Source organism: Klebsiella sp. BIGb0149 (genome assembly GCF_004362605.1).
Taxonomy (GTDB): domain Bacteria; phylum Pseudomonadota; class Gammaproteobacteria; order Enterobacterales; family Enterobacteriaceae; genus Klebsiella; species Klebsiella terrigena.
On record NZ_SNYG01000001.1, the window covers coordinates 382,019 to 406,177 of the forward strand.

Below are 24,159 nucleotides of genomic sequence, written 5' to 3' on the forward strand. Positions count from 1 at the left end.
TAAGGCCGGAAAGGCGGTTGTATGGGCCGGAATTCTCCTTCTGTTAGTGATTAAGGTTCGTCACCCGCGGATTCCCTGGTGGGCGTCAGGCGGACGTAGCCGGTTTCCATAATGTTCTGTCCACCGCATGGCGCCACTCCTGATATCTTGCCTGCAGGCGCTGGTGGCGGGCCATGTCGGGGCTAAATTCACCGTGTGCGGTTAAAAAGGCCGCCAGGTCGACCGGTTCATCGGGATTGAGCGCCTTGCGGGCAAGCAGGGCTGCGCCAATGGCCGAGAGCTCCGGCACGTCGCTGCGCATCACCGGGCAGCCCAGCAGATCGGCCTGGTACTGCATGAGCCAGTCGTTTTTGGTCGGTCCGCCGTCGACCATCAGCGCCGAGAGGCTGAAATCATCGTGCTGACGCATGGCGACCACCACATCGGCAATCTGGTAGGTGATGGATTCCAGCGCGGCGCGGATCAGGTGCGCGCGCTTAACGCCGCGGCTCAGCCCGCAAATCACGCCGCGGGCGCTATCGTCCCACCACGGCGCGCCAAGCCCAGTCAGCGCCGGCACAAAATAGACCCCCATCGTCGACGAAACCGAAGCGGGCAGGGTGTTCAGCTCGTGGGCCAGCTCGTCGGCGGAGAGCTCGCTCAGGCCGGTGCTGTCGGCCATCCACGCCACGGCATCGCCGGTGTGGGGAATATTCCCTTCCAGCCCGTAGGTGATGCGCTCGCCGTCGTGCCAGGCAATGGTGGTGGCCAGCGCGTCAATGTCGCACTGGGCTGATTTAACCGGCGCCATCACCGATGAGCCGGTACCGTAGGTGGCCTTCACGCACCCGAGTTCCCCCAGCGCATGGCCAAAAAGCGCGGCGTGGGAGTCGCCGACCATCGACATGATCGGAATGCCGTCAGGTATCGCCGCGAGCCCGCGGGTGTAGCCAAACAGCCCGCTGGAGGGCTTAATCTCCGCCAGCGCGGCGCGGGGGATCTGGAACAGCGCCAGCATATCGTCGTCCCACTGCCCGCTCTGCAGATTGAGCAGCTGGGTGCGCGCGGCGTTGGAGTAGTCGCAGCAGAAGGCGTCGCCGTGGGTTAAGTTCCACAGCAGCCAGCTATCGATGGTGCCGAGACAGATCTCGCCGCGTTCGGCGAGAAGGCGACCCTCGGGGATCGACTCCAGCAGCCAGCGCATTTTGGAGGCGGAAAACAGGGGCGCAATCGGCAGCCCGGTGGTGGTTTTAATCTGCTGCTCTTTGCCCGCATGGCGCAGCTCGTCGCAAAACGCGGCGCTGCGGGTGCATTGCCAGGTGATGGCGGCGTTAACCGGCTTCCCGCTGTGGCGATACCAGCCGATGGCGGTTTCCCGCTGGTTGCTGATGGCGAGTGCGGCCACGTTGTCCGCGCCAACGTGCTCAACCGCTTTGGCAATCACCGCGAGGGAGGCCTCAATCAGCGTCTCGCCGGATTGCTCTACCCAGCCATCGCGCGGGGTTTGAATCGCCAGGGGCTGTGAAAACTTGACAATAACGTTGCCGCGGCCGTCGAGCACGACTGCTTTGGCGTTGGTCGTCCCCTCGTCGAGCGCAATAATGAACTCTTGCTGTGTTGCCGGCATTAGATAGTCTCCTGAGTCACACTGCGTCCTGGCGCTGAGGGGCGAACATTCCTCGCTATCGCGTTGCGACTGAGCAGGCCATGATGTGACATTTCGTTATCACTTTTTTAATCACTGAATATATATTCGATAGTGATTATTTATTTAATACCTTAGCCAGAAACTTTCCCCGGGGCTAGAGGGAAAGTTATCAATTGTGCTGGCAATCACACTTATCTGAATGGATAAATGCCTGGAGGGCAGAGGAGGCAAGCGCGGAGATATTCGATCAGCATATTGAAATATAACTGTTTATTTCGCACGCCTCGGCATCTGAAGGGGGGGCGCAAAGGCATGCAAAAAAGATATCTGATGGAAAATTAGCCGGTGACCAGCAGCCTCGCGGTCGGGTAATCGGTGATTAAAACGTCGATATAGCCGCCGGAGAGGGCGCCTTTGATCGCCGCAACCTTATCGCTACCGCCGGCCAGCGCCACGACGTTGGGGCATTTTTTTACTTTTTCCAGCGCCATGCCGATAACAGGATCTTCATCATCGCTTAACACGGCCCGGCCCTTTTTGTCGTAGTAGTGCAGGCAGATATCCCCCACCGCGCCGCGCTCGGCCAGCACTTGCAGCATATCTTCGTGGTAGTAGTTACCGGACGTTTTCAGCAGCTGTGAGGGTTCGAGAATACCGATCCCGACGATGGCAATATCAACCTCGTCGAAGCGTGAAACCACGTCGGCGACGTCCTGGCTGGCGATGAGGCGGTTTTTCTCCGCCATCGAGCCCTCAATGCTCTGCGAAGGAAGCAGCCAGGCCTGACAGTTAAGATGCTGGGCGAGCGTCTGGGTCAGGATGGTGGCCTGGACGTTGCCGTTCGGTCCGACGCCGCCGAGCAGCTGGATGACTCCGCTGGCCTTTAAGTTCTGCGCGTGAACCTCATCGACCATCGCTCTGATGGTCGAGCTCCATGAGGAGACGCCGATCAGATCTTTCGGCCGCAGGCGGGTTTCCAGATAGTGGGCCGCAGCGGATCCAATCGCGCGCTTGAGGGTGTGATCGCTGGCATCCTCTTCGGTATCGACGACGATAGCCTGCTTAATTCCGTAGCGATCTTCGATGCCTTTTTCGAGGTTGAGAAAAATATTCGAGGGCTGAACGACGCTAATTTTTACCACCCCTTCTTTCTGGCAGCGGGTGATGGCGCGGGAGACAAATGACTGGGAGAGCGAAAGAAGTTGTGCAATGTCGGACTGCTTTCGTCCTTCAAGATAGTAAAGCGTGGCAATCTTAACTAACAGCCTTTGTTCATCCTGCTTAGCCATATATATCCCCGAAAATCATTAACGTACATCCATTATGTTATACCCGTCATGCCAAAACCGCATGTCTGTTGGCGCCGCGCGTTAACCGCGCCGGCCCTCTGCCTGAGCAGACTGCAGGGCGAATAATTCAGGGTATAGAGGCTTTTATCATACGTGAAAAAGAAAGAGAACTAAGTGTGATGAAACTCTAACTTTTATCAATCCTCAAAATCAGCGGTGGACAAAAACAAAACAGTCACGGCATAATTGAATAAAGAATCATTATTGAATATATATTCATGGTGATATCAAGTCAACTGAAAACTTATCCAGGCACAGACGGGCCTGATAGTTAAGGAGGCAGAATGTTCCTGAGTATGATGCAGCGGCGGAAGCCTGATGATGCGCTGCCTGGGGATGTCTGGTTTTTTTAGTCCCTGACGGAATAAATATTCCAAGTTGAAATTAAATTCAGAGGTATTAAATGAATCCCTATAGCTACGATGTCCAGGCTCTTGAGCGTCAAGCTCGCGCGGTTCGCCGCCACATTATCAGATTGAATGCCAACAGCCCCGCCGGGGGGCATACCGGCGCCGACCTGTCGCAGGTAGAGCTCCTGACCGCGCTCTACTTCCACGAGCTGAACGTCTCCCCCGAGCAGATTGCCGACCCCGAGCGGGATATTTACATCCAGTCTAAAGGCCACGCGGTAGGGTGCTACTACTGCGTGCTGGCGGAAGCCGGCTTTTTCCCGGTCGAATGGCTGGCGACCTATCAGCACGCGAACTCGCATCTTCCCGGCCACCCGGTTCGCCAAAAAACCCCCGGCATCGAGCTGAATACCGGCGCGCTGGGCCACGGTTTGCCGGTTGCGGTGGGGCTGGCGCTGGCGGCGAAAAAGAGCAACAGCCGCCGCCGCATCTTTTTAATTACCGGCGATGGCGAGCTGGCCGAGGGCAGCAACTGGGAGGCGGCGCTGGCTGCGGCGCACTACGAGCTCGATAACCTGATTATTATCAACGATAAAAACAACCTGCAGCTCGCCGGGCCGACCCGCGAGATTATGAATACTGACCCGCTTGCTGAAAAGTGGAAAGCGTTTGGCATGACCGTGACCGAGTGTCAGGGAAACGATATGGCCTCAGTAGTGGCCGCTCTGGAAGGGCTGCAGCAGGCGGGTAAACCTAACGTCATTATTGCCAACACCACAAAAGGCGCCGGTATTTCCTTTATCCAGGGGCGTCCGGAATGGCACCACCGGGTACCGAAAGGCGAAGAGATTGAACTGGCACTGGAGGAACTGAAAGATGAGTAATGCAGAACACTTGGCGAGCGTAATGGTGCAGGCGTTTATTGACGCGGTAGAAAGCGGCGTCGATCTGGTGCCGGTCGTTGCTGATTCCACTTCGACGGCGAAAATTGCGCCCTTTATTAAACAATTCCCCGGCCGTCTGGTTAACGTCGGGATTGCCGAGCAAAGTATGGTCGGCATGGCGGCCGGGCTGGCGCTGGGCGGGAAAGTTGCGGTGACCTGTAACGCCGCGCCCTTCCTGATTTCGCGCGCCAATGAGCAGATCAAAGTTGACGTCTGCTACAACAACACCAACGTTAAGCTGTTCGGCCTCAACGCCGGGGCCAGCTACGGCCCGCTGGCGAGCACCCATCACTCTATTGACGACCTTGCCGTGATGCGTGGGTTCGGCAATATCCAGATCTTTGCCCCCTCTACGCCGCGCGAGTGCCGGCAGATAATCGACTACGCCATCCAGCACCAGGGGCCGGTCTATATCCGCCTGGACGGCAAGGCGCTGCCGGAGCTGCACGACGAGAACTACCGCTTTGTGCCCGGGGCGGTGATTACCCTGCGCGAAGGCCGGGATATTGCGCTGGTTGCGACGGGCTCGACGGTGCATGAAATCGTTGACGCTGCGGAGCTGCTGGCCGAGCAGGGCATTGAAGCGAAGGTGGTGAGCGTTCCGTCGATTCGCCCTTGCGACACTCAGGCGCTGCTGGCGGCGCTGCAGGGCTGCCGCGCGGTCATTACGGTTGAAGAGCACAACGTCAATGGCGGACTTGGCAGCCTGGTTGCCGAAGTGCTGGCCGAAGGCGCCGCCGCCATTCCCCTGAAGCGCCTGGGGATCCCGGACGGCGAGTACGCGGCGGCGGCGGACCGCGGCTGGCTTCGTCAGCACCACGGTTTCGATGCGCCGGCGATCGCGGCACTGGCCCGGACTCTGGGCTAACCGTAGCGCTAAAAACCCGTGCGGGTGGCGCTATTTGCGCTGCCCGCAGAGGGTGATGACCCGCGCGTCGCTTTGCAGCCAGTGAACCTCAACGCTCTCATCATCAATTTGCATCCGCAGCATTCCCTCCTTTATAGACGTTATCCGCATGCGCAGAAAATCCATCCCGCTCTGACGGGGAAGGGGGAGCGCCTTAAACCAGCTCTCTTTCGCCGAGAACGCCAGCGTCAGCGCCAGCGCAAAGGGCAGGCCGCTGGCCGCCAGCAGCGGTTTTTCCGCGGCGCTGATAATGCTGCTTTCGAGCTCCGCCGCCAGCGCCGGGGTAAAGCGCCGCTCAATATCAATCCCTATCGGGTAAGAGGAGACCACCGCCAGGGCGCTGTTTTCACAGTGGCTGATGCTGCCGAACCACGGCGTGGGCCACTGCGGCTGGCGCTGCTCGCCGGGCGGCGGCGGCACTTTTTCGCCAACTTCGCGCAGGGCGTGCACGGCGGCGATGCGCCCGGCAAGGTGTTCGGTCTGGCGCTTGCGGCCGCCTGCGGCGAGCAGGGCGTGATGGGGCAGCCACAGCAGATCCGCGGGCTGGAAGCTGGCAGGGTCGAAATCAATCCGCTGAAGCAGATGGCCGGCAAGGAGAAGCGTGCTGTGACGTGTGTGCATGAAAGGATGTTAACCGATTTGCCCGCCGCCCTCTATGGCCAGAGGGCGGCGGGATTCAGGCGAGCAATCAGAAGTGAGTGTTGATGCCCATATACCAGGTACGGCCCGATTCGTTATAGGTTTCGGCACCCGCGCCGTACATATAACCGGTGGTGCCGCCGGTAGTTTGGGCGTTACCCGCACGCCAGTGGCGCTTATCGAAGACGTTATCCACGCCGCCGGTCAGGCTGACGTTTTTGGTGACGTCCCAGGTCGCGCTCAGGCCGAGGATGCTGTATGGGCTAACCTCGTTCTTCTCGCTGCCGGTAACCGGTTCGCCCTTGTAGTTATACTTTTTCGGCTCCTGCTTGCCGTACCAGGTAAAGGTCGACTGCACGGAAACATCGTCGTATACCTGCCAGCTGAGGGTTGAGTTCAGGGTATATTCCGGGATAATCGACAGGCGATCGCCGGTCTCTTTGTTCTTACTCTGCAGCATGTAGGTGATGTTATTGGTCCAGTTAACGGTCTCGCTAACCGGCACGTTTAACGTCCCTTCCAGGCCCTCAACCACCGCTTTCGGCACGTTCTCCCACTGGTAAATATCGGTTTTCACCTTACCGCTTGATGTAGAGGAGAGCGGAGCGTAGCCCGCTTCGATTTTGTCGCGGTAGTCGTTGCGGAACCAGGTCACCCCGGCCAGCCAGCCGTCGCGTTTAAACTCGAGGCCAATCTCTTTGTTGATGCTGGTCTCTGCCTTCAGGTCATCGTTACCCACCATATAGCAGCCGGTGCCGGTTGCGCTGGCGTAGCAGCCCTGGCCCTTACTGTACAGGATGTAGTTCGGGTTGGTCTGATACAGGCTCGGCGCTTTATAGGCGCGGGCAATACCCATCTTCAGGGTAAAGTCGTCGCCCAGTCCCTGGGACAGGTTAAGCGACGGGCTCCAGTTATTGCCGACGATGCTGTGGTGATCGAAACGCAGCGCTGGCGTCAGCATGGTGGAATCGGTTAGCTCAACGTTGTCTTCGGCAAACAGCGAGAAGATCTCCGCCTGCGAGTACGGGCTACGGCCGGTGCTGCTTGCGCCCGGAATATCGCCGCCCATAAAGGTCTGGGTATTGGAGGCGTTATCCTTCATCCGCTGCTGGTTCCATTCGCTCCCCAGGGTCAGGTTCTGATTGACCCACAGGTCGAATGGAATGCTGATTTCGCTGTGCAGCATTACGTCGGAAAGGTCGATATCGCTAAACTTATCGCTATTAAAGATCCCTTCCGTGCCCCCGGCCAGGCCTTCGCCCTTACGCGAGTTGCGGGTGTGCTCGTACTGCGCCCAGTTGCTGGTGGTGATACCGTTATCCCAGCCGCCGTTCCAGGTGACGGAGTAGGTCTGACGATAGAGGCGGTTGGTCTCTTTACCGTAGTTCTCTTTCACCAGGTCGTTGGTGTTGGTGTTCTGCGTGTCGCCCGCGTAGAGGTTGCCCTGGCGGCTGTAGCCCGACTCAAACTCCAGCGACTGCATCGGCGCGAAGTCCCAGCGCACGACGCCGTTGATGTTTTTATTCTCGACACCTTCGCGCCCGGCCGGCAGGGTATCTGAGTAAATACCGGTACGCTCGGACTGATGTCCCTGGTTGATATCCCAGGCGTCGGCCTGCGTTTTGTCGAGGTTGCCGAACAGGCGGAAGCTGAAATCGCCGCCCAGCGGGCCGCTAAGGCTAAAGTCGGTGCGCTTGGTGGCGCCCTCGTCTTTATGCTCCGGGGCGTTCATGTAGGCATTCCATGAACCGTGCCACTCGTTGCCGCCTTTTTTGGTGATGATATTGACCACGCCGCCCGCCGCGCCGTTGCCGTAGCGCGCCGCCGCCGGGCCGCGGATGACCTCAATGCGTTCGATCATTTCCGGCGGCACCCAGCTGGTATCGCCGCGGGTATCGCGCTCGCCGCGCCAGCCGAGACGAATGGAGTTACGGCTGGTGACCGGCTTACCGTCAATCAGGATCAGGGTGTTTTCCGGGCCCATGCCGCGAATATCAATCTGGCGGTTGTTGCCGCGCTGGCCGCTGGTTGAGTTGCCGGTCAGGTTAACGCCCGGCATGGTGCGGATGATTTCTGAAACATCGCGGGCCGGCGGACGTTTACGAATTTCATCGGCGGTGATGGTGGAGACGCCGGGCGCCTGCAGGTTCTGCTCCGCTGCGGTAACCACCATGGTTTCTTCGGCGGCCGTTTGTTTGCTGTCTGTGGTCTCTTCCGCGCACAGCGGGAAGGCAACACCATAAATTCCCAGATTGACCAGCAAGGCCAGGGATTTGATCCTGTTATTCATTTTAATATCATCCAGCTGTCTGTTGCCGCTTTCCCCAAAGACCTCTTCCCAGCGGGAGAGGTGACGGCATGCACAAATGTTGTCAGTAGAGGACAGATGCCCGCCATCTCTGACATGTTTTTAGAAGTTACTCATTCCTACGCGCGGTAATACGCTATTGCAAATGCAAATAGTTATCAATAATATTATCAACAAAATATTACGTTTATTGATAAATATCACGATAAACATAGGGTTATTTAATGTTAAAAACAGGAAGCGATGACTGGTGGCAGAGCCTGAGCGGCCCGCAGTCGGAGGCGTCTGGCGATGCGTACCGGGTGACGTTCTGGTGGCGGGACCCGGCGGGCAGCGAGGCCACCTCGGCGACGCGGCGGGTGTGGATTTACATCACCGGCGTCACCGACCACCACCAAAATGCCGTTCCGCAAACCCTACGTCGCATCCCGGGCACCGATGCCTGGCAATGGCAGACCACGCTCTCGCCGACCTGGCGCGGCAGCTACTGTTTTATCCCCTCCGAACGCGATGACGATTTTGCTCCCGAGATTTTTAACGGTGACGCGCCGGACCGCACCCTGCTGCGCGAGGGCTGGCGACGCCTGCTGCCGAGCGCGGTAGCCGACCCGCTCAATGTGCAAAGCTGGAAGGGCGGGCGCGGCCACGCGGTCTCCGCGCTGGAGCTTGCGCAGGCGCCGGAGCAGCCCGGCTGGGCGCTGCGCGATGAAAACTATGCCCCGCCGGTCTGCATCCAGTGGCGCAGCGCGCGGCTTGGCAACAGCCGTCGGGTGTGGGTTTATGCCACCGGCGGCGGCGCGGCAAAAGAGCGCCCGCTGGCGGTGCTGCTGGACGGCCAGTTCTGGGCCGAGAGCATGCCGGTATGGTCGCCGCTGGCCGGACTGACCCGCGAGGGCCGGCTGCCGGCGGCGGTATATCTGCTGATCGACGTGATTGATAACGCGCACCGCGGCCGCGAGCTGCCGTGCAACCGCGATTTTTGGCTGGCGGTACAGGAGGAGATCCTGCCGCAGGTGCGCCAAATCGCGGAATTTAGCGACCGGGCCGAGCGTACCGTCGTGGCCGGACAGAGCTTTGGCGGCCTGGCGGCAATGTTCGCCGCCCTGAACTGGCCGCAGCGTTTTGGCTGCGTGCTCAGCCAGTCCGGCTCCTACTGGTGGCCGCACCGCGGCGGCGCGCAGGATGGTGCGCTGATTGAAGGCCTGAAATCGGGCGAACTGCGCGCCGACGGGCTGCGAATCTGGCTCGAAGCCGGCGAGCGGGAGCCCCTTATTTTCCGCGCCAATCAGGCGCTTTTAGCCCAGCTGCCGCCGCCAAAACGGTCGGTTTTCTGGCGCCAGGTTGACGGCGGGCACGATGCGCTGTGCTGGCGCGGCGGGCTGACGGCGGGACTGATTCAGCTGTGGCAATCTACAGAATCCGCCCCTTCGGAACCCAATCATTGATCGTGCGCGAGGGCTGCGGATGCGGCCAGCAGGATAGCGAGTATTAACAGGAGTTTGAAATGCAATTCAGTAACCCCTTCGATAATCCGCAAGGGCAGTTTTACATTCTGCGTAACGAGCTGCAGCAGTACAGCCTGTGGCCCCATCACTGCGCGCTGCCGGAGGGCTGGACGGTAGAGTGTTCGCCGCAGTCGCTGGAAGCGTGCAATGCCTGGCTGGCGGCGAACTGGTCAACCCTCACCCCCGCGCACTACGCGTCCTAAGGAGCCGATGATGACCACTCGTTTACCGCTGGTTGCAGCGCAGCCGGGGATCTGGATGGCGGAGCGGCTGTCAACGCTGCCCGGCGCCTGGAGCGTCGCTCACTACGTTGAGCTCAGCGGCAGCCTCGATCCGGCGCTGCTCGGCCGGGCGATCGTCGCCGGCCTGGCCCAGGCCGACACGCTAAGCCTGCGCTTTTGCGAAGACAACGGCGAAGCCTGGCAGTGGGTCGATGAGGCCCGTCGCTTCGACGAACCGCAGCACCATGATCTGCGCGAGGCGGACGATCCGCACGCGGCCGCGCTGGCCATTATGCGGGCCGACCTTGAACAGAACCTGCGCGTCGATAGCGGTAATCCTCTGGTCTGTCACCGGCTGCTGCGCACGGCGGATAATCGCTGGTACTGGTATCAGCGCTATCATCACTTACTCGTCGATGGCTTCAGTTTCCCTGCCATTACCCGCCAGATCGCCGCTATTTACCGTGCCTGGCAGCGCGGAGAGGCGACGCCGGAGTCGCCGTTTACGCCGTTCGCCGAGGTGGTGGAAGAGTATCAGCGCTACTACGGCAGCGACGGCTGGCAGCGGGACAAGCAGTTCTGGCAGGAGCAGCGCAGGACGCTGCCGGCGCCGGTTTCGCTCTCCGACGCGCCGCTGGCGGGACGGGCAACGGGCACGGAGATCTGGCGCCTGAAGCTTGACGCTGACGCCGCGACGTTCAGCCGCCTCGCCGCCGGCGCCCCGCAGTGCCAGCGCGCCGACCTGGCGCTGGCGCTGGCCGCGCTGTGGCTGGGGCGCCTGTGCGGGCGGATGGACTATGCCGCCGGCTTTATCTTTATGCGCCGCATGGGATCGGCGGCGCTGACCGCGACCGGGCCGGTGCTTAACGTCCTGCCGCTGGCGATCAACATCGATGCCCAGGAAACCCTGGCCGAGCTGGCGCTGCGCCTTGCCGGACAGCTGAAAAAAATGCGCCGTCACCAGCGCTATGATGCGGAACAAATTGTCCGCGATAGCGGCAGGGCCGCCGGCGATGAGCCGCTGTTTGGCCCGGTATTAAATATCAAAGTTTTCGATTACGTCCTCGATATCGACGGCGTGCAGGCGGTGACGCACACCCTGGCGACCGGCCCGGTTAACGATCTTGAGCTGGCGCTGTTCCCGGACGAATCCGGCGGCCTGTCGCTGGAAGTGCTGGCCAATAAGCAGCGCTACGATGAGGCCACGCTGCGCGCGCACGTTGAGCGCCTCTCCGCGCTGCTGGCCCAGTTTGCCGCCGACCCGGCGCTGCGCTGCGGCGAAGCGGACATGCTGTCCGCGCGGGAAACGCAGCGGCTGGCGGAAATCAATAATACCGGCATCGCGCTGCCCGCCACGACGCTGAGCGCGCTGGTGGCGGAACAGGCGCTGAAGACCCCGGACGCCCCCGCGCTGGCGGACGCCCGCTGGCAGTTCAGCTACCGCGAAATGCGCCAGCAGGTGGTGGCGCTGGCCGAGGCGCTGCGCGCGCGCGGGGTTAAGCCCGGCGATAGCGTGGCGGTGGCGCTGCCGCGTTCGGTCTTCCTCACCCTGGCGCTGCACGCCATCGTTGAAGCGGGCGCCGCCTGGCTGCCGCTTGATACCGGCTATCCTGACGATCGCCTGCGCATGATGCTCGAAGACGCGCGCCCGACGCTGCTGCTGACCTCCGACGATCAGCTGGCGCGCTTTAGCGATATCCCCGGGCTTACCAGCCTGTGCTATCAGCAGCCGCTGGCGGCGGGGGATGACGCGCCGCTGGCGCTCTCAGCGCCGGAGCATACCGCCTATATCATCTTTACCTCCGGCTCCACCGGCCGCCCGAAAGGGGTGATGGTGGGACAGACCGCGATCGTCAACCGCCTGCTGTGGATGCAGAACCACTATCCGCTCGGCGCCGATGACGTGGTGGCGCAGAAAACGCCGTGCAGCTTTGACGTCTCGGTGTGGGAGTTCTGGTGGCCGTTTATCGCCGGCGCCCGGCTGGTGATGGCGGAGCCCGAAGCGCATCGCGATCCGCTGGCGATGCAGCGCTTCTTCGCCCGCTACGGCGTGACCACCACCCACTTTGTGCCGTCGATGCTGGCGGCGTTCGTCGCTGCGCTCGACGCGAAAAACGTCACCGCCTGCCACACGCTGCGGCGGGTATTCTGCAGCGGCGAAGCGCTGCCGACCGGGCTGTGCCGCGAATGGGAGGCCCTGACCGGCGTGGCGCTGCATAACCTCTACGGCCCGACCGAAGCGGCGGTAGACGTCAGCTGGTACCCGGCCTGCGGCGCGGAGCTGGCGGCGGTGACCGGCAGCAGCGTGCCGATCGGCTGGCCGGTATGGAACACCGGATTACGCATTCTTGACGCCACTATGCGCCCGGTACCGCCCGGCGTGGCGGGGGATCTGTACCTCACCGGCATCCAGCTGGCGCAGGGCTATCTCGGCCGACCGGACCTGACCGCCAGCCGCTTTATTGCCGACCCGTTTAGCCCGGGCGAGCGCATGTACCGCACCGGCGACGTGGCGCGCTGGCTCGACAGCGGAGCGGTGGAGTATCTGGGGCGCAGCGACGATCAGCTGAAAATTCGCGGCCAGCGCATTGAGCTCGGCGAAATAGATCGCGTCATGGCGGCGCTGCCGGACGTGGCCCAGGCGGTCACCCACGCCTGCGTCTTTAATCAGGCGGCGGCCACCGGCGGCGATGCGCGCCAGCTGGTCGGCTACCTGGTCTCTGAATCCGGGCTGCCGCTCGATACCGCGGCGCTGAAGGCGCGCCTCGGCGAACAGCTGCCGCCGCACATGGTGCCGGTAGTGCTGATCCAACTGCCGGCGCTGCCGCTGAGCGCTAACGGCAAGCTGGATCGTAAAGCGCTCCCGCTGCCAACGCTGAGCCAGGAACGCCGCGGCCGGCCGCCGGAGTCGGAGAGCGAGCGTGCGGTCGCCGAGGCGTTCAGCCAGCTGCTGGGCTGCGACGTGAACGATATCGAAGCCGATTTCTTTGCGCTTGGCGGCCACTCGCTGCTGGCGATGCGCCTGGCGGCGCAGCTGAGCCGCCGGTTTGCGCGTCAGGTGACGCCGGGACAGGTGATGGTCGCCTCGACGGTCGGCCAGCTGAGCGCGCTGCTGGCGTCCGATCTCAGCGACGAGCAGGCGCAGCGCCTGGGCTTTGATGCGATTTTGCCCCTGCGCAAAAGCGACGGCCCGACGCTGTTCTGCTTCCATCCGGCCTCCGGCTTTGCCTGGCAGTTCAGCGTGCTGGCGCGCTACCTCGACCCGCGCTGGTCAATTACCGGCATTCAGTCGCCGCGCCCGCAGGGGCCGATGGCGAACGCCGCCAGCCTGGATGAGGTCTGCGAGTCCCATCTGCAGACGTTACTGGCGCAGCAGCCGCACGGGCCGTACTACCTGTTCGGTTATTCCCTCGGCGGCACCCTGGCGCAGGGAATTGCCGCGCGCCTGCGCCAGCGCGGTGAAGCGGTGGCGTTCCTCGGGCTGCTGGATACCTGGCCGCCGGAGTCGCAAAACTGGGCGGAAAAAGAGGCCAACGGCCTCGACCCGCAGGTACTGGCGGAAATTGACCGCGAGCGGGAAGCGTTCCTTGCCGCGCAGCAGGGGCAGCCGTCCGGCGAGCTGTTTAGCACCATCGAGGGCAACTACGCCGACGCGGTGCGCCTGCTGACCACCGCGCACAGCGCGAAGTTCGACGGCAAGGCGACCCTGTTCGTGGCGGAAAAAACGCGCCAGCCGGGGATGGACCCGCAGGTGCTGTGGGGGCCGTGGGTCGGAGAGCTGGAGGTCTTCAGCCAGGCCTGCGCGCACGTGGAGATTATCTCTCCCCAGGCCTTTGAGTCGATAGGTCCGGTGGTGCGGGAGATTCTGGGATAGGTCGCGCGTCGTCCGGAGGTTTCCGGACGACCTCTGCACATCGCTCTGTAGCCCCGGTCAGCGTCGCGCGAGCCGGGTTTTTTTTTATGCTTTAGCCGGGGGAAGATCAGAGGCTAGCGGCGGCCCAGCGGCACCACCAGCGGCGTGTGGGCGACCGGGTCGTCGATGATGGTGCAGCGCAGGCCGTAAATCCGCTCGATAAGCTCGGCGGTCACGATCTCTTTCGGCGCCCCTTCGGCGATAATTTTGCCGTCGCGCAGGGCAATCAGATGGGTGGCGTAGCGGCAGGCCTGGTTGAGGTCGTGCAGCACCGCCGCCAGGGTATAACCCTTCTCGCGGTTCAGCTCGCTCAGCAGCTCGAGGAGATCGATCTGATGGCTGATATCCAGCCAGGTCGTCGGCTCGTCGAGCAGCATGATGGCGGTTTCCTGCGCCAGCACCATCGCAATCCACGCGCGCTGGCGCTGGCCGCCGGAGAGCGTATCAACGCTCTGCTGCGCAAGGTCGGTGATGCCGGTGGCGCGCATCGCCTGATTGACCGCCTCATCGTCCTCTTTCCGCCAGCGGGTGAACATCGGCTGATGCGGATAGCGGCCGCGGGCGACCAGCTCCTGGACGGTAATATCGCCCGGGGTGGTGGCGTTTTGCGCCAGCAGGCCGATGCGTCTGGCGACGTCCTTGCTGGCGTAGCGCTGGATCTGCTCGCCGTCGAGGTAAACATGACCGCTGGTCGGGGTCATCAGGCGGCTGAGGGTGCGCAGCAGCGTCGATTTTCCGCAGCCGTTGGGGCCAATGATGGCGGTGAAGTGGCCGTCGGGAATGGTCACGTTCAGCGATTCGGCGATGATCTTTTTGCCGTATGCCAGGGTCAACTGGTCGCCGCGCAAACGGGGGGTTACAGCGGTCATTTTTTGCGGGACTCCTGAATTAACAGTGCGATGAGATAGATACCGCCGAGGCTGACGGTGACGACCCCCACCGGCAGCTGATAGGGCATAAACAGGCGCTGGGCGCTATAGTCGGCCAGCGCCAGCAGCAGCGCGCCGCACAGCGCCGACTGGGTCAGACCCCAGCGCGCGGTGCCGCTGAGGCGGCGGGCGATATGCGGGGCCACCAGCGCTATAAAGGAGATCGGACCCGCCAGCGCGGTGGCGGCGGCGGTCAGCACCACCCCCACCAGCATCAGCAGCAGGCGAGAGCGCTCGACCCGCACGCCGAGCGCGCAGGCGGTATCGTCACCCATTTCCAGCAGGCGCATGCGCCGCACCAGCAGCACGCTGCAGGCCAGCATCAGCACAATAAGCGGCGCCGACGGCCAGGTTTTACCCCACGTCAGCCCGTTGAGCGAACCGGCGTTCCACAGCCCGGCGGAGAGCGCGGTCTCCAGCGACGCGCGCAGCAGCAGCCAGGTATTGAACGCCACCAGCATCGCGCGGATGCCGATACCGATAATAATCAGCCGGAAGGTTTCAATCCCGTTACGCCAGGCCAGCAGCCAGACCAGCAGGGCGGTCAGCACCCCGCCAACCATCGCCGCCAGCGCGATGGCCGTCAGGTTCTGCCCAAAGAGCACCATCGCCACCAGCACGCCGCTCCACGCGCCGGTGTTGAAGCCCATCACGTCCGGGCTGCCCAGCGGGTTGCGCATCAGCGACTGAAAAATCGCGCCGCTAACGCCCAGCGCCGCGCCGATCAGCAGCGCCATCAGCACCCGCGGCAGCCGCCATTCGGTGACCACCATGGTGATATTACGCGGGGCGTCGCCCAGCAGCGCGGAGATAACCTGCTCCACCCGCAGCGGCACCAGGCCGCTGCCGAGCCCCCAGAGGGAGACGACCACGCTGGCGACGATCAGGATAAAACAGCTGAGCAGCAAACGACGGGAAGGGGCGGTCACATTGCACCTCCGCGCGGCTGACGACGCACCAGCCAGATCAGCACCGGGGCGCCGATAAAGGCGCTGACCACCGAGACCCGCAGCTCTCCGGGCACCAGCAGGCGGCCAAGAACATCGGCAAACAGCAGCAGCGCCGGGGTGGCCAGCAGGGTGACCGGCAGCGACCAGCGGTGGTCGGCGCCCACCAGCCAGCGCGCCATGTGCGGCATCATCAGGCCGATAAAGGCGATGGGGCCGACCACCGCCGTAGCGCTGCCGCACAGGACGGTGATCGCCAGCAGGCCGATAAACTGCGTGCGCGCCACCCGGCTGCCGAGGGCGGTGGCGGTGTCGCTGCCGAGGCTCAGGCTGTTCAGCGCCCGGCTGAGCAGCAGCGTCACCGCGCCGGCGATCAGTACCGGGAGCAGAACGATTTTTAGCGTTTGCAGGGTGCGGATATCCAGCGAGCCGGCCTGCCAGAAGCGCAGCTGGTCGTAAACGTCGGGGTTAAGCAGCGCAATGCCGTTAGAGAGCCCTTCGAGCACCGCCGCCAGGGCGACGCCGGCCAGCGTCAGGCGCACCGGGCTAAGCTGGCCTCCGCCCTGGCTGCCGGTGAAGGCTACCAGCAGCGAGGCGGCAAAGGCGCCGCAAAAGGCCATCAGCAGCTGCTCCTGCGGTGAATGAATACCGAACAGCGCGGCGCCCAGCACGATCGCGAAGCTGGCGCCGGAGTTGACGCCCAGGATACCGGGGTCGGCCAGCGGGTTGCGGGTGAGGGTTTGCATCAGCGCTCCCGCCAGCCCCAGCGCGACGCCGGCAAGCAGCCCGGCAAGGGTGCGCGGCAGGCGGGCATCGAGCACGATGGTGCAGTCAGCACTCTGACAGGTGCCGGTAAAGGCATCCACAACGACGTTGAGTGGAAGAGGTTTGGCGCCAACGAGCAGGCTGAGCGCAATCGCAACGGCTAAGATCAGCAGCAGACCCGGCACGGCGACGGCGCGCGCCCTGGTCGTAGAAAACGACATAGTTCACATCCCTGACATGATAATGATAGTAATTATCGTTATCGATTCTATTCAGTTATGTTAGCATGGCGGCCCCTAAGAATGGTATACGCAAATCATTCGGGATGCATCGCGACGGCAGGGCGTGAGTGCCCGAGCGGTCAGCGCCCGGCGGCCGACGCGCCGCTATCGCGAGGCCGGGATTGACCGGCTGCCGCCAGCGCATCTGTCGCCCGACGTATAACGAGTATCGATGGAAAATAATAACAAGGTGTTGTAATGAACCGACAATCCCGGCTGCTGAACCTGAGCCTGCTGAAAACGCATCCGGCGTTTCGCGCCGTCTTTATCGCCCGCTTTATCTCTATCCTCTCGCTTGGCCTGCTGGGCGTTGCTATCCCGGTACAAATCCAGATGATGACCCATTCCACCCTGCAGGTGGGGCTCTCGGTCACCCTGACCGGCGCCTCGATGTTTATCGGCCTGATGGTGGGGGGCGTGCTGGCGGATCGCTACGAGCGCAAGCGCCTGATCCTGCTGGCGCGCGGCACCTGCGGGGTCGGTTTTGTCGGCCTGTGCCTCAACGCCATGCTGCCCGAGCCTTCGCTGGCGGCCATCTACCTGCTGGGCATCTGGGACGGCTTCTTCGCCTCGCTGGGCATCACGGCGCTGCTGGCGGCAACCCCCGCGCTGGTTGGCCGGGAAAATCTGATGCAGGCCGGGGCGATTACCATGCTGACGGTGCGCCTGGGCTCGGTGATTTCGCCGATGATCGGCGGCCTGCTGCTGGCGACCGGCGGCGTGTCCTGGAACTACGGCCTGGCGGCGGCCGGCACCTTTATCACCACCTTGACCCTGCTGTGTTTACCGCAGCTCCCGCCGCCGCCTCAGCCGCGCGAGCATCCGCTGAAGTCGCTGCTGGCGGGGCTTAAGTTCCTCTTTAATAGCCCGCTGATTGGCGGTATTGCGCTGCTCGGCGGCCTGCTGACGATGGCGAGCGCGGTGCGCGTACTCTATCCGGCGCTGGCCGAAGGCTGGCAGATGTCGGCCTCGCAAATTGGCCTGCTGTACGCCGCGATCCCGCTGGGCGCAGCGCTCGGGGCGCTCACCAGCGGCCAGCTGGCGCAAACCGCCAGGCCGGGCGCGCTGATGCTGACCACCACCGTTGGCTCCTTTGTCGCCATTGCCCTGTTTAGCCTGATGCCGCTGTGGCAGCTGGGCGCGCTGTGCCTGGCGCTGTTTGGCTGGCTGAGCGCCATCAGTTCGCTGCTGCAGTACACCCTGATTCAAACCCAGACGCCGGAGGCGATGCTTGGGCGCATCAACGGCCTGTGGACCGCGCAGAACGTCACCGGCGATGCCGTTGGCGCCGCGCTGCTGGGCGGCCTCGGTGTGATGATGACCCCGGTCGCGTCGGCAAGCGCCAGCGGCTGGGTGCTGGTTATCGTTGGTGCGATTTTGATTGGGCTGCTGAGCGAACTGCGCCGCTTTCAGCGCCCGGAGACGGTGAGCGAAAGCTGAGGCTGCTTCCCGGCCAGCGTTACGCCGGCCGGGAAGAGGATTTAGCCGAAGAAGGCTGCGAGGCGCTGCAGCACCAGCATGGCGCTGTAGTAGTCAAGACGGAAGGTTTCGATGCCCAGCGGATAGACGCGTTTGGCTTCGACCGCAGGCAGGTGGGCGAGCAGCGGATTGGCGTAAATCGCCTGAGCGTCCTTCTCGTCGCCGGCGAACAGGAACAGGCTTTGGCCGTTGAGGCCGGCGGCCAGGTTCTCCCCGCCCAGCTGGATGATATCGTGGCGTTTACCCTGACTCTGGCTGGCATGCAGCCCGCCGGGAAGGGTAGCCAGCGTAAAGCCCAGCTGTTCGAGCATCTGGCCCTGGGCCGACTCCGGCGTCCACAGATTGGCGCTATGGGCCGCGGCGGTATAAACCAGCGCGCTAACCGGCTGCGGCGGCAGTTTCATCTGCTGCTTCAGCGCCGCCAGCTGCTTATCAAATTCGGCGATGCGCACCGCGGCCTGCTTCTCCTGGCCGGTAATCTCTCCGAGCTGGGTGAGCAGCGCCTGCCAGCTCTTATCGTCGTAGTTAATGATAAGCGTCGGCGCAATAGTAGAAAGCTGATCGTAGAGCGCCAGCGCGGAATCGCCGCCGGTGGCGCTAATCAGGATCAGGTCCGGCATCTGTGCGGCCACGGCCTCGGCGCTCGGCTCGCCGATATAGAGCCGCGCCAGCTTACGATCCCGGGCGACTGTGCTCCACTGGCGCAGGAATCCCTGGCCATCGGCCACGCGGTTATTCGGCGTGGTGGCCCCGCTGGCGACCACCGGGGCATCAATCGCCAGCAGCGAGCCGGTGAGGGTAACGCTGGTGGAAACAATGCGCAGCGGCCGCTGTTCAAGGGTGTGCGCGCCGCGGCTGTCGGTAATCTGACGCGGCCAGTCGGCGGCGAACGCTGAGGTAATTCCTAAATACGCCAGCCCGCAGGCCAGCAGGGTACGGCGGCACAAAGTGGAGAAATTCACGAATTTGCGTCCTGATTGAGTTGAGATAAATGCGTCTCATTTTCAGCTTTGTGCCGCAGGGATGCAAGCCTAAGTAGCACAACATGCTGTTTATACGGTTGACATGTAGAGCAATACCTTTTAGGTTAGCCAACCAAAATATAAATGATAATTATTCGTAATATCTTTATCGTTTTTGGAGGATGATATGGAAACGTCAATGGCCGAAGATGTACGGGAACAAAAAATGACCCTGGCACCAGAAAGCTTCTTCTTTATGTCGCCGTACCGCAGTTTTAGCACTTCAGGCTGTTTCAGGCGCTTCTCTCATTCCGCCGCCGACGGCGATGCGCTGTCCGGTGAATTCCAGCAAAAAATGGCCGCCGCGTTCCAGGAGGCGAAAGCCGCCGGGATCAGCAAGCCGGTGATGGTCGGCGCGATCCCCTTCGATACCCGCCAGCCGTCCGAACTGTTTATTCCCGAGCGCTGGGAAACCTTCTCCCGCACCGGCAAGCAGCGCTCCGCGCGCTACGCGTCGGGCCAGGCGGCGATGGACGTGGTGGCCCGCCAGGAGATCCCCGAGCAGGACGCATTTATGGCGATGGTCGAGCGCGCCGCCGCGCTGACCGCTACGCCGGAAGTCGATAAGGTCGTGCTGTCGCGCCTGATCGATATCACTACCCGCGATCGCGTGGACAGCGGTGCGCTGCTGGAGCGCCTGATCGCGCAAAACCCCGCCAGCTATAACTTCCACGTGCCGCTCTCGGACGGCGGCGTTCTGCTCGGCGCCAGCCCGGAGCTGCTGCTGCGTAAAGAGGGCGATAGCTTTAGCTCCCTGCCGCTGGCGGGCTCGGCCCGGCGTCAGCCGGACGATGTGCTGGATCGCGAGGCGGGCAATAAGCTGCTGGCGTCCGGCAAAGATCGCCACGAGCACGAGCTGGTGACCCAGGCGATGAAGGCGGTGCTTGCGCCGCGCAGCCGCGAGCTGTCGCTGCCGGACTCTCCGCAGCTGATCACCACCCCAACCTTATGGCATCTGGCGACGCCCATTGCCGGGACCGCCGCGGCCGGGGAAAACGCCATGTCGCTGGCCTGCCTGCTGCATCCGACGCCGGCCCTCAGCGGTTTCCCGCACCAGGCCGCCACGCGCCTGATCCGCGAACTGGAACCGTTCGATCGCCAGCTGTTCGGCGGCATCGTCGGCTGGTGTGATGACGAAGGCAACGGTGAGTGGGTTGTGACCATTCGCTGCGCCCGCCTGCATCAGCACACGCTGCGCCTGTTTGCCGGCGCAGGGATCGTTCCGGCCTCCTCTCCGCTGGGGGAGTGGCGCGAAACCGGCGTCAAACTGACCACTATGCTGAACGTGTTCGGCTTGTATTAAGAGGCGATGATGATTGCATTTAACCGCTGGCCGGAAAGTTTTGCCGCCCGCTACCGTGAAAAAGGCTACTGGCAGGATCTGCCGTTAACTCAGCTGATTACCCGTCACGCGGCGAGCGATGCCGTGGCGATTATCGACGGCGAAGTCCAGTACAGCTATCGCCAGTTCAACCGGTTGGTGGATAATCTCGCCTGCTCCCTGCAGGGCATGGGGCTCAAACGCGGTGAAACCGCGCTGGTACAGCTGGGCAACGTCGCCGAATTCTATATCACCTTCTTTGCGCTGCTGCGCATCGGCGTGGCGCCGGTCAACGCGCTGTTCAGCCATCAGCGCAGCGAGCTCAACGCCTACGCCACGCAGATTGAACCGGCGCTGCTGGTGGCCGATCGCCAGCACGCGCTATTTGCCGACGATAGCTTCCTCAACGGCTTTATTGAGCAGCATCCGTCGGTGCGGGTGGCGCTGCTGCGCGGCGATAGCGGCGAGTATGACCTTGCCGCGGCGATCGCCCAGCCCGCCGAGGGCTTTATCGCCAACCCAACGCCTGCCGATGAGGTGGCGTTTTTCCAGCTCTCCGGCGGCAGCACCGGCACGCCTAAGCTTATCCCGCGCACCCATAACGATTACGAATACAGCATTCGCCGCAGCAATGAAATTTGCGCGATTAGCGCCGAGACGCGCTATCTCAACGCGCTGCCCGCGGCGCATAACTATGCGATGAGCTCGCCGGGATCGCTGGGGGTGTTTCTGGCCGGAGGCCGGGTGATCCTTGCCGCCGACCCGAGCGCCACGCTCTGCTTCCCGCTGATTGAAAAGCATCAGATTAACGTTGCCTCGCTGGTGCCGCCGGCGGTCAGCCTGTGGCTGCAGGCGATCCACGAATGGGGCAGCAATGCGCAGCTGCAGTCGCTGCAGCTGCTGCAGGTTGGCGGAGCGCGCCTGTCCGCGACGCTCGCCGCGCGCATTCCGGCCGAGATTGGCTGCCAGCTGCAGCAGGTCTTCGGCATGGCGGAAGGGCTGGTGAACTACACCCGCCTCAACGATAGCCAGCAGCGCATTATCAATACCCAGGGCTGCCCGATGAGCCCTGACGACGAAGTGTGGGTCGCCGATGCCGAAGGCAACCCGCTGCCGCGCGGCGAAGTCGGCCGCCTGATGACCCGCGGGCCCTATACCTTCCGCGGCTACTATAAAAGCCCGCAGCATAACCTGGAGGCGTTTGACGCCGACGGCTTCTACTGCTCGGGGGATCTGATCTCGATCGACGAAGACGGCTATATCACCGTGCAGGGGCGCGAGAAAGATCAGATCAACCGCGGCGGGGAGAAGATCGCCGCGGAAGAGATTGAAAACCTGCTGCTGCGCCACCCGGCGACGATCCATGCCGCGCTGGTGAGCATGGAGGATAGCCTGCTGGGGGAGAAAAGCTGCGCGTACCTGGTGGTCAAAGAGCCGCTGCGCGCGGTCGCGGTACGTCGCTTCCTGCGCGAGCAGGGCGTGGCTGAATTTAAGCTGCCGGATCGGGTGGAGTGCGTGGACGCGCTGCCGCTGACGCCGGTGGGCAAAGTCGATAAAAAACAATTACGTCAGTGGCTGGCTGAACGCAAGCTGGGCTGAAGGAGAAGACAGAATGGCCATTCCTCAATTACAGGCTTACGCGCTGCCGGAAGCCAGCGATATCCCGGCGAACAAAGTGAGCTGGGCCTTTGAGCCGTCCCGCGCCGCGCTGCTTATCCACGATATGCAGGAGTATTTCCTCAACTTCTGGGGTGAAGATAGCGCGATGATGGCGAAAGTGGTCGCCAACGTTGCCGCGCTGCGCGATTTCTGCAAGCAGCACGATATCCCGGTGTTCTACACCGCGCAGCCGAAGGAGCAGAGCGATGAAGACCGCGCCCTGCTGAACGATATGTGGGGACCGGGCCTGACCCGCTCGCCGGAGCAGCAGCGGGTGATTGCCGCCCTGGCGCCGGACGAAAACGACACTGTGCTGGTGAAGTGGCGCTACAGCGCGTTCCACCGTTCGCCGCTGGAAGAGATGCTGAAAGAGGCCGGGCGCGATCAGCTGATCGTCACCGGCGTCTATGCCCATATCGGCTGCATGACGACCGCGACCGACGCCTTTATGCGCGACATCAAGCCGTTCTTCGTTGCCGACGCGCTGGCGGACTTTAGCCGCGAAGAGCATCTGATGGCGCTGAAATACGTTGCCGGACGCTGCGGTCGGGTGGTGATGACCGAAGAGCTGCTGCCGCTGCCGGCGTCAAAGGCGGCGCTGCGCGCGCTGGTGCTGCCGCTGCTCGACGAGTCCGACGAGCCGATGGATGATGAAAATCTCATCGACTACGGCCTGGATTCGGTGCGCATGATGGCGCTGGCCGCGCGCTGGCGCAAAGTGCACGGCGATATCGACTTCGTGATGCTGGCGAAAAATCCGTCGATTGATGCCTGGTGGGCGCTGCTCTCCCGCGAGGTGAAGTAGTGGCCGCGCTCGATTTTCAGGGTCAGACCGTATGGGTGACCGGGGCGGGTAAGGGCATCGGCTACGCCACCGCCCTGGCTTTCGTTGAGGCCGGGGCGCAGGTCACCGGTTTTGACCTCGCCTTCGCGGGCGAAAGCTATCCGTTCGCCACCGAGACGCTGGACGTGGCCGACGCGCCGCAGGTGGCTGAGGTGTGTGGGCGCCTGCTGAACGGCATTGAGCGTCTCGACGTGCTGGTCAACGCGGCGGGTATTTTACGCATGGGCGCGACCGATGCGCTGAGCGTTGAGGAGTGGCAGCAGACCTTTGCCGTTAACGTTGGCGGTGCGTTTAACCTGTTCCAGCAGACGATGGCCCAGTTCCGCCGCCAGCGGGGCGGGGCAATCGTCACCGTGGCCTCCGACGCCGCGCATACGCCGCGCATCGGGATGAGCGCCTACGGCGCATCGAAAGCGGCGCTGAAGAGCCTGGCGCTGACCGTCGGGCTTGAGCTGGCGGGCAGCGGAGTGCGCTGCAACCTCGTCTCGCCGGGCTCAACCGACACCGATATGCAGCGCACGCTGTGGGTCAGCGATGACGCCGAGCAGCAGCGCATTCGCGGTTTTGGCGAGCAGTTCAAGCTCGGCATTCCGCTGGGTAAGATCGCCCGGCCGCAGGAGATCGCCAGCACCATTTTGTTCCTCGCCTCTCATCACGCCAGCCATATCACGCTGCAGGATATCGTGGTTGACGGCGGCTCGACGCTGGGGGCATAGATGGCCTGGAAACGTCAGCTGACGCTGGAGGCGCTTAACGCCACCAGCGCGAATACGATGGTGGCCCATCTCGGTATTGTCTATACCCGGCTGGAAGAGGGCCTGCTGGAGGCCGAAATGCCGGTCGATGCCCGCACCCATCAGCCCTTTGGCCTGCTGCACGGCGGCGCGTCGGCGGCGCTGGCGGAGACGCTGGGTTCGATGGCCGGCTGGCTGATGACCGAAGAGGGCCAGTGCGTGGTCGGCACCGAGCTGAACGCCACCCATCATCGGGCGGTTTCCAGCGGGAAGGTTCGCGGCGAGTGCCGCCCTCTGCACCTCGGCCGCCAGGGGCAAAGCTGGGAAATTGCCGTCTTCGACGAACGCGGACGGCGCTGCTGCACCTGCCGCCTGGGTACTTCGGTGCTCGGCTAGCGCTCCACCATCCTCCGGT

The 24,159-nt window shown here is 62.9% G+C and carries 19 protein-coding genes; 11 read left to right on the forward strand and 8 right to left on the reverse strand.

Going from position 1 to position 24,159, the window contains the following annotated elements; genetic code table 11:
* Positions 1 to 85 precede the first annotated feature (85 nt).
* Positions 86 to 1,606, reverse strand: a complete 1,521-nt coding sequence (locus tag EDF75_RS01815; RefSeq protein WP_133596727.1) for an FGGY family carbohydrate kinase — start codon at positions 1,604 to 1,606, stop codon at positions 86 to 88.
* A 359-nt stretch (positions 1,607 to 1,965) separates the two neighbouring features.
* Entirely contained in the window at positions 1,966 to 2,916 is a 951-nt protein-coding gene (locus EDF75_RS01820; protein WP_076944882.1) for a sugar-binding transcriptional regulator, read from the reverse strand.
* Positions 2,917 to 3,379: 463 nt separating this feature from the next.
* Here EDF75_RS01820 and EDF75_RS01825 point away from each other — a divergent pair, with 463 nt between their 5' ends.
* Positions 3,380 to 4,210, forward strand: a complete 831-nt coding sequence (locus EDF75_RS01825) for a transketolase (RefSeq protein WP_133596729.1) — start codon at positions 3,380 to 3,382, stop codon at positions 4,208 to 4,210.
* Positions 4,203 to 5,138, forward strand: a complete 936-nt coding sequence (locus tag EDF75_RS01830; protein WP_133596731.1) for a transketolase family protein — start codon at positions 4,203 to 4,205, stop codon at positions 5,136 to 5,138. Before EDF75_RS01825 ends, EDF75_RS01830 begins: the two co-directional genes overlap by 8 nt.
* Before the next feature lie 30 nt (positions 5,139 to 5,168).
* On the opposite strand, the gene entD is transcribed toward EDF75_RS01830, so the two are convergent.
* Both entD and fepA read right to left on the reverse strand, forming a co-directional pair.
* Positions 5,169 to 5,798, reverse strand: coding sequence for an enterobactin synthase subunit EntD (gene entD, locus EDF75_RS01835; RefSeq protein ID WP_133596733.1), 630 nt, complete (start codon positions 5,796 to 5,798; stop codon positions 5,169 to 5,171).
* 67 nt (positions 5,799 to 5,865) lie between these two features.
* The gene (fepA, locus tag EDF75_RS01840) at positions 5,866 to 8,106 is read right to left on the reverse strand and encodes a siderophore enterobactin receptor FepA (protein ID WP_133596735.1); all 2,241 of its coding nucleotides are present in this window, start codon (positions 8,104 to 8,106) and stop codon (positions 5,866 to 5,868) included.
* Between the two features lie 242 nt (positions 8,107 to 8,348).
* On the opposite strand from fepA, the gene fes reads away from it, so the two are divergent.
* From fes to entF, 3 genes are read left to right on the forward strand one after another with little or no spacing between them, the layout of a single operon-like run.
* Positions 8,349 to 9,569, forward strand: a complete 1,221-nt coding sequence (gene fes / locus EDF75_RS01850; RefSeq protein ID WP_133596738.1) for an enterochelin esterase — start codon at positions 8,349 to 8,351, stop codon at positions 9,567 to 9,569.
* A 59-nt stretch (positions 9,570 to 9,628) separates the two neighbouring features.
* On the forward strand, positions 9,629 to 9,832 hold the full coding sequence (locus EDF75_RS01855) for an MbtH family protein (RefSeq protein WP_045854413.1): 204 nt from the start codon (positions 9,629 to 9,631) through the stop codon (positions 9,830 to 9,832).
* Positions 9,833 to 9,842: 10 nt separating this feature from the next.
* Complete coding sequence (entF, locus tag EDF75_RS01860; protein WP_133596740.1) at positions 9,843 to 13,724, forward strand: enterobactin non-ribosomal peptide synthetase EntF; 3,882 nt, start codon at positions 9,843 to 9,845, stop codon at positions 13,722 to 13,724.
* Between the two features lie 113 nt (positions 13,725 to 13,837).
* Here entF and fepC read toward each other — a convergent pair whose 3' ends face one another.
* Genes fepC through fepD form a run of 3 tightly spaced genes read right to left on the reverse strand, consistent with a single transcriptional unit; the run spans position 13,838 to position 16,625 of the window.
* Positions 13,838 to 14,632 carry an iron-enterobactin ABC transporter ATP-binding protein gene (gene fepC, locus EDF75_RS01865; protein ID WP_045854415.1) on the reverse strand — a complete coding sequence of 265 codons (795 nt, stop codon included), beginning with the start codon at positions 14,630 to 14,632 and terminating at the stop codon, positions 13,838 to 13,840.
* Complete coding sequence (gene fepG, locus EDF75_RS01870; protein ID WP_041144525.1) at positions 14,629 to 15,621, reverse strand: iron-enterobactin ABC transporter permease; 993 nt, start codon at positions 15,619 to 15,621, stop codon at positions 14,629 to 14,631. The genes fepC and fepG overlap by 4 nt, the downstream gene beginning before the upstream one ends.
* Positions 15,618 to 16,625, reverse strand: a complete 1,008-nt coding sequence (gene fepD, locus EDF75_RS01875; protein ID WP_133596741.1) for a Fe(3+)-siderophore ABC transporter permease — start codon at positions 16,623 to 16,625, stop codon at positions 15,618 to 15,620. Before fepD ends, fepG begins: the two co-directional genes overlap by 4 nt.
* Positions 16,626 to 16,883: 258 nt before the next feature.
* Between fepD and entS the strand changes: the two genes are divergently transcribed.
* Entirely contained in the window at positions 16,884 to 18,125 is a 1,242-nt protein-coding gene (entS, locus tag EDF75_RS01880; protein WP_133596743.1) for an enterobactin transporter EntS, read from the forward strand.
* A 41-nt stretch (positions 18,126 to 18,166) separates the two neighbouring features.
* On the opposite strand, the gene fepB is transcribed toward entS, so the two are convergent.
* A complete protein-coding gene (fepB, locus tag EDF75_RS01885) occupies positions 18,167 to 19,126 on the reverse strand; it encodes a Fe2+-enterobactin ABC transporter substrate-binding protein (RefSeq protein WP_133596745.1) in 960 nt (319 codons plus the stop codon).
* Between the two features lie 187 nt (positions 19,127 to 19,313).
* Here fepB and entC point away from each other — a divergent pair, with 187 nt between their 5' ends.
* Genes entC through entH form a run of 5 tightly spaced genes read left to right on the forward strand, consistent with a single transcriptional unit; the run spans position 19,314 to position 24,140 of the window.
* A complete protein-coding gene (gene entC / locus EDF75_RS01890; RefSeq protein ID WP_133596747.1) occupies positions 19,314 to 20,489 on the forward strand; it encodes an isochorismate synthase EntC in 1,176 nt (391 codons plus the stop codon).
* Between the two features lie 9 nt (positions 20,490 to 20,498).
* Positions 20,499 to 22,106 carry a (2,3-dihydroxybenzoyl)adenylate synthase EntE gene (entE, locus tag EDF75_RS01895; RefSeq protein WP_133597967.1) on the forward strand — a complete coding sequence of 536 codons (1,608 nt, stop codon included), beginning with the start codon at positions 20,499 to 20,501 and terminating at the stop codon, positions 22,104 to 22,106.
* Positions 22,107 to 22,119: 13 nt separating this feature from the next.
* The gene (locus tag EDF75_RS01900; protein ID WP_045854420.1) at positions 22,120 to 22,971 is read left to right on the forward strand and encodes an isochorismatase; all 852 of its coding nucleotides are present in this window, start codon (positions 22,120 to 22,122) and stop codon (positions 22,969 to 22,971) included.
* A complete protein-coding gene (gene entA / locus EDF75_RS01905) occupies positions 22,971 to 23,726 on the forward strand; it encodes a 2,3-dihydro-2,3-dihydroxybenzoate dehydrogenase EntA (protein WP_133596749.1) in 756 nt (251 codons plus the stop codon). Before EDF75_RS01900 ends, entA begins: the two co-directional genes overlap by 1 nt.
* Complete coding sequence (gene entH, locus EDF75_RS01910) at positions 23,727 to 24,140, forward strand: proofreading thioesterase EntH (RefSeq protein ID WP_041144532.1); 414 nt, start codon at positions 23,727 to 23,729, stop codon at positions 24,138 to 24,140.
* The last annotated feature ends 19 nt before the right edge of the window (positions 24,141 to 24,159 follow it).

Excerpts from the sequence above, each read along its gene's own strand:
- EDF75_RS01815 (WP_133596727.1), bottom strand. The coding sequence starts at position 1,606 with ATGCCGGCAACACAGCAAGAGTTCATTATTGCGCTCGACGAGGGGACG.
- EDF75_RS01820 (WP_076944882.1), bottom strand. The coding sequence starts at position 2,916 with ATGGCTAAGCAGGATGAACAAAGGCTGTTAGTTAAGATTGCCACGCTT.
- EDF75_RS01825 (WP_133596729.1), top strand. The coding sequence starts at position 3,380 with ATGAATCCCTATAGCTACGATGTCCAGGCTCTTGAGCGTCAAGCTCGC.
- EDF75_RS01830 (WP_133596731.1), top strand. The coding sequence starts at position 4,203 with ATGAGTAATGCAGAACACTTGGCGAGCGTAATGGTGCAGGCGTTTATT.
- entD (WP_133596733.1), bottom strand. The coding sequence starts at position 5,798 with ATGCACACACGTCACAGCACGCTTCTCCTTGCCGGCCATCTGCTTCAG.
- fepA (WP_133596735.1), bottom strand. The coding sequence starts at position 8,106 with ATGAATAACAGGATCAAATCCCTGGCCTTGCTGGTCAATCTGGGAATT.
- fes (WP_133596738.1), top strand. The coding sequence starts at position 8,349 with ATGTTAAAAACAGGAAGCGATGACTGGTGGCAGAGCCTGAGCGGCCCG.
- EDF75_RS01855 (WP_045854413.1), top strand. The coding sequence starts at position 9,629 with ATGCAATTCAGTAACCCCTTCGATAATCCGCAAGGGCAGTTTTACATT.
- entF (WP_133596740.1), top strand. The coding sequence starts at position 9,843 with ATGACCACTCGTTTACCGCTGGTTGCAGCGCAGCCGGGGATCTGGATG.
- fepC (WP_045854415.1), bottom strand. The coding sequence starts at position 14,632 with ATGACCGCTGTAACCCCCCGTTTGCGCGGCGACCAGTTGACCCTGGCA.
- fepD (WP_133596741.1), bottom strand. The coding sequence starts at position 16,625 with ATGTCGTTTTCTACGACCAGGGCGCGCGCCGTCGCCGTGCCGGGTCTG.
- entS (WP_133596743.1), top strand. The coding sequence starts at position 16,884 with ATGAACCGACAATCCCGGCTGCTGAACCTGAGCCTGCTGAAAACGCAT.
- entC (WP_133596747.1), top strand. The coding sequence starts at position 19,314 with ATGGAAACGTCAATGGCCGAAGATGTACGGGAACAAAAAATGACCCTG.
- entE (WP_133597967.1), top strand. The coding sequence starts at position 20,499 with ATGATTGCATTTAACCGCTGGCCGGAAAGTTTTGCCGCCCGCTACCGT.
- EDF75_RS01900 (WP_045854420.1), top strand. The coding sequence starts at position 22,120 with ATGGCCATTCCTCAATTACAGGCTTACGCGCTGCCGGAAGCCAGCGAT.
- entH (WP_041144532.1), top strand. The coding sequence starts at position 23,727 with ATGGCCTGGAAACGTCAGCTGACGCTGGAGGCGCTTAACGCCACCAGC.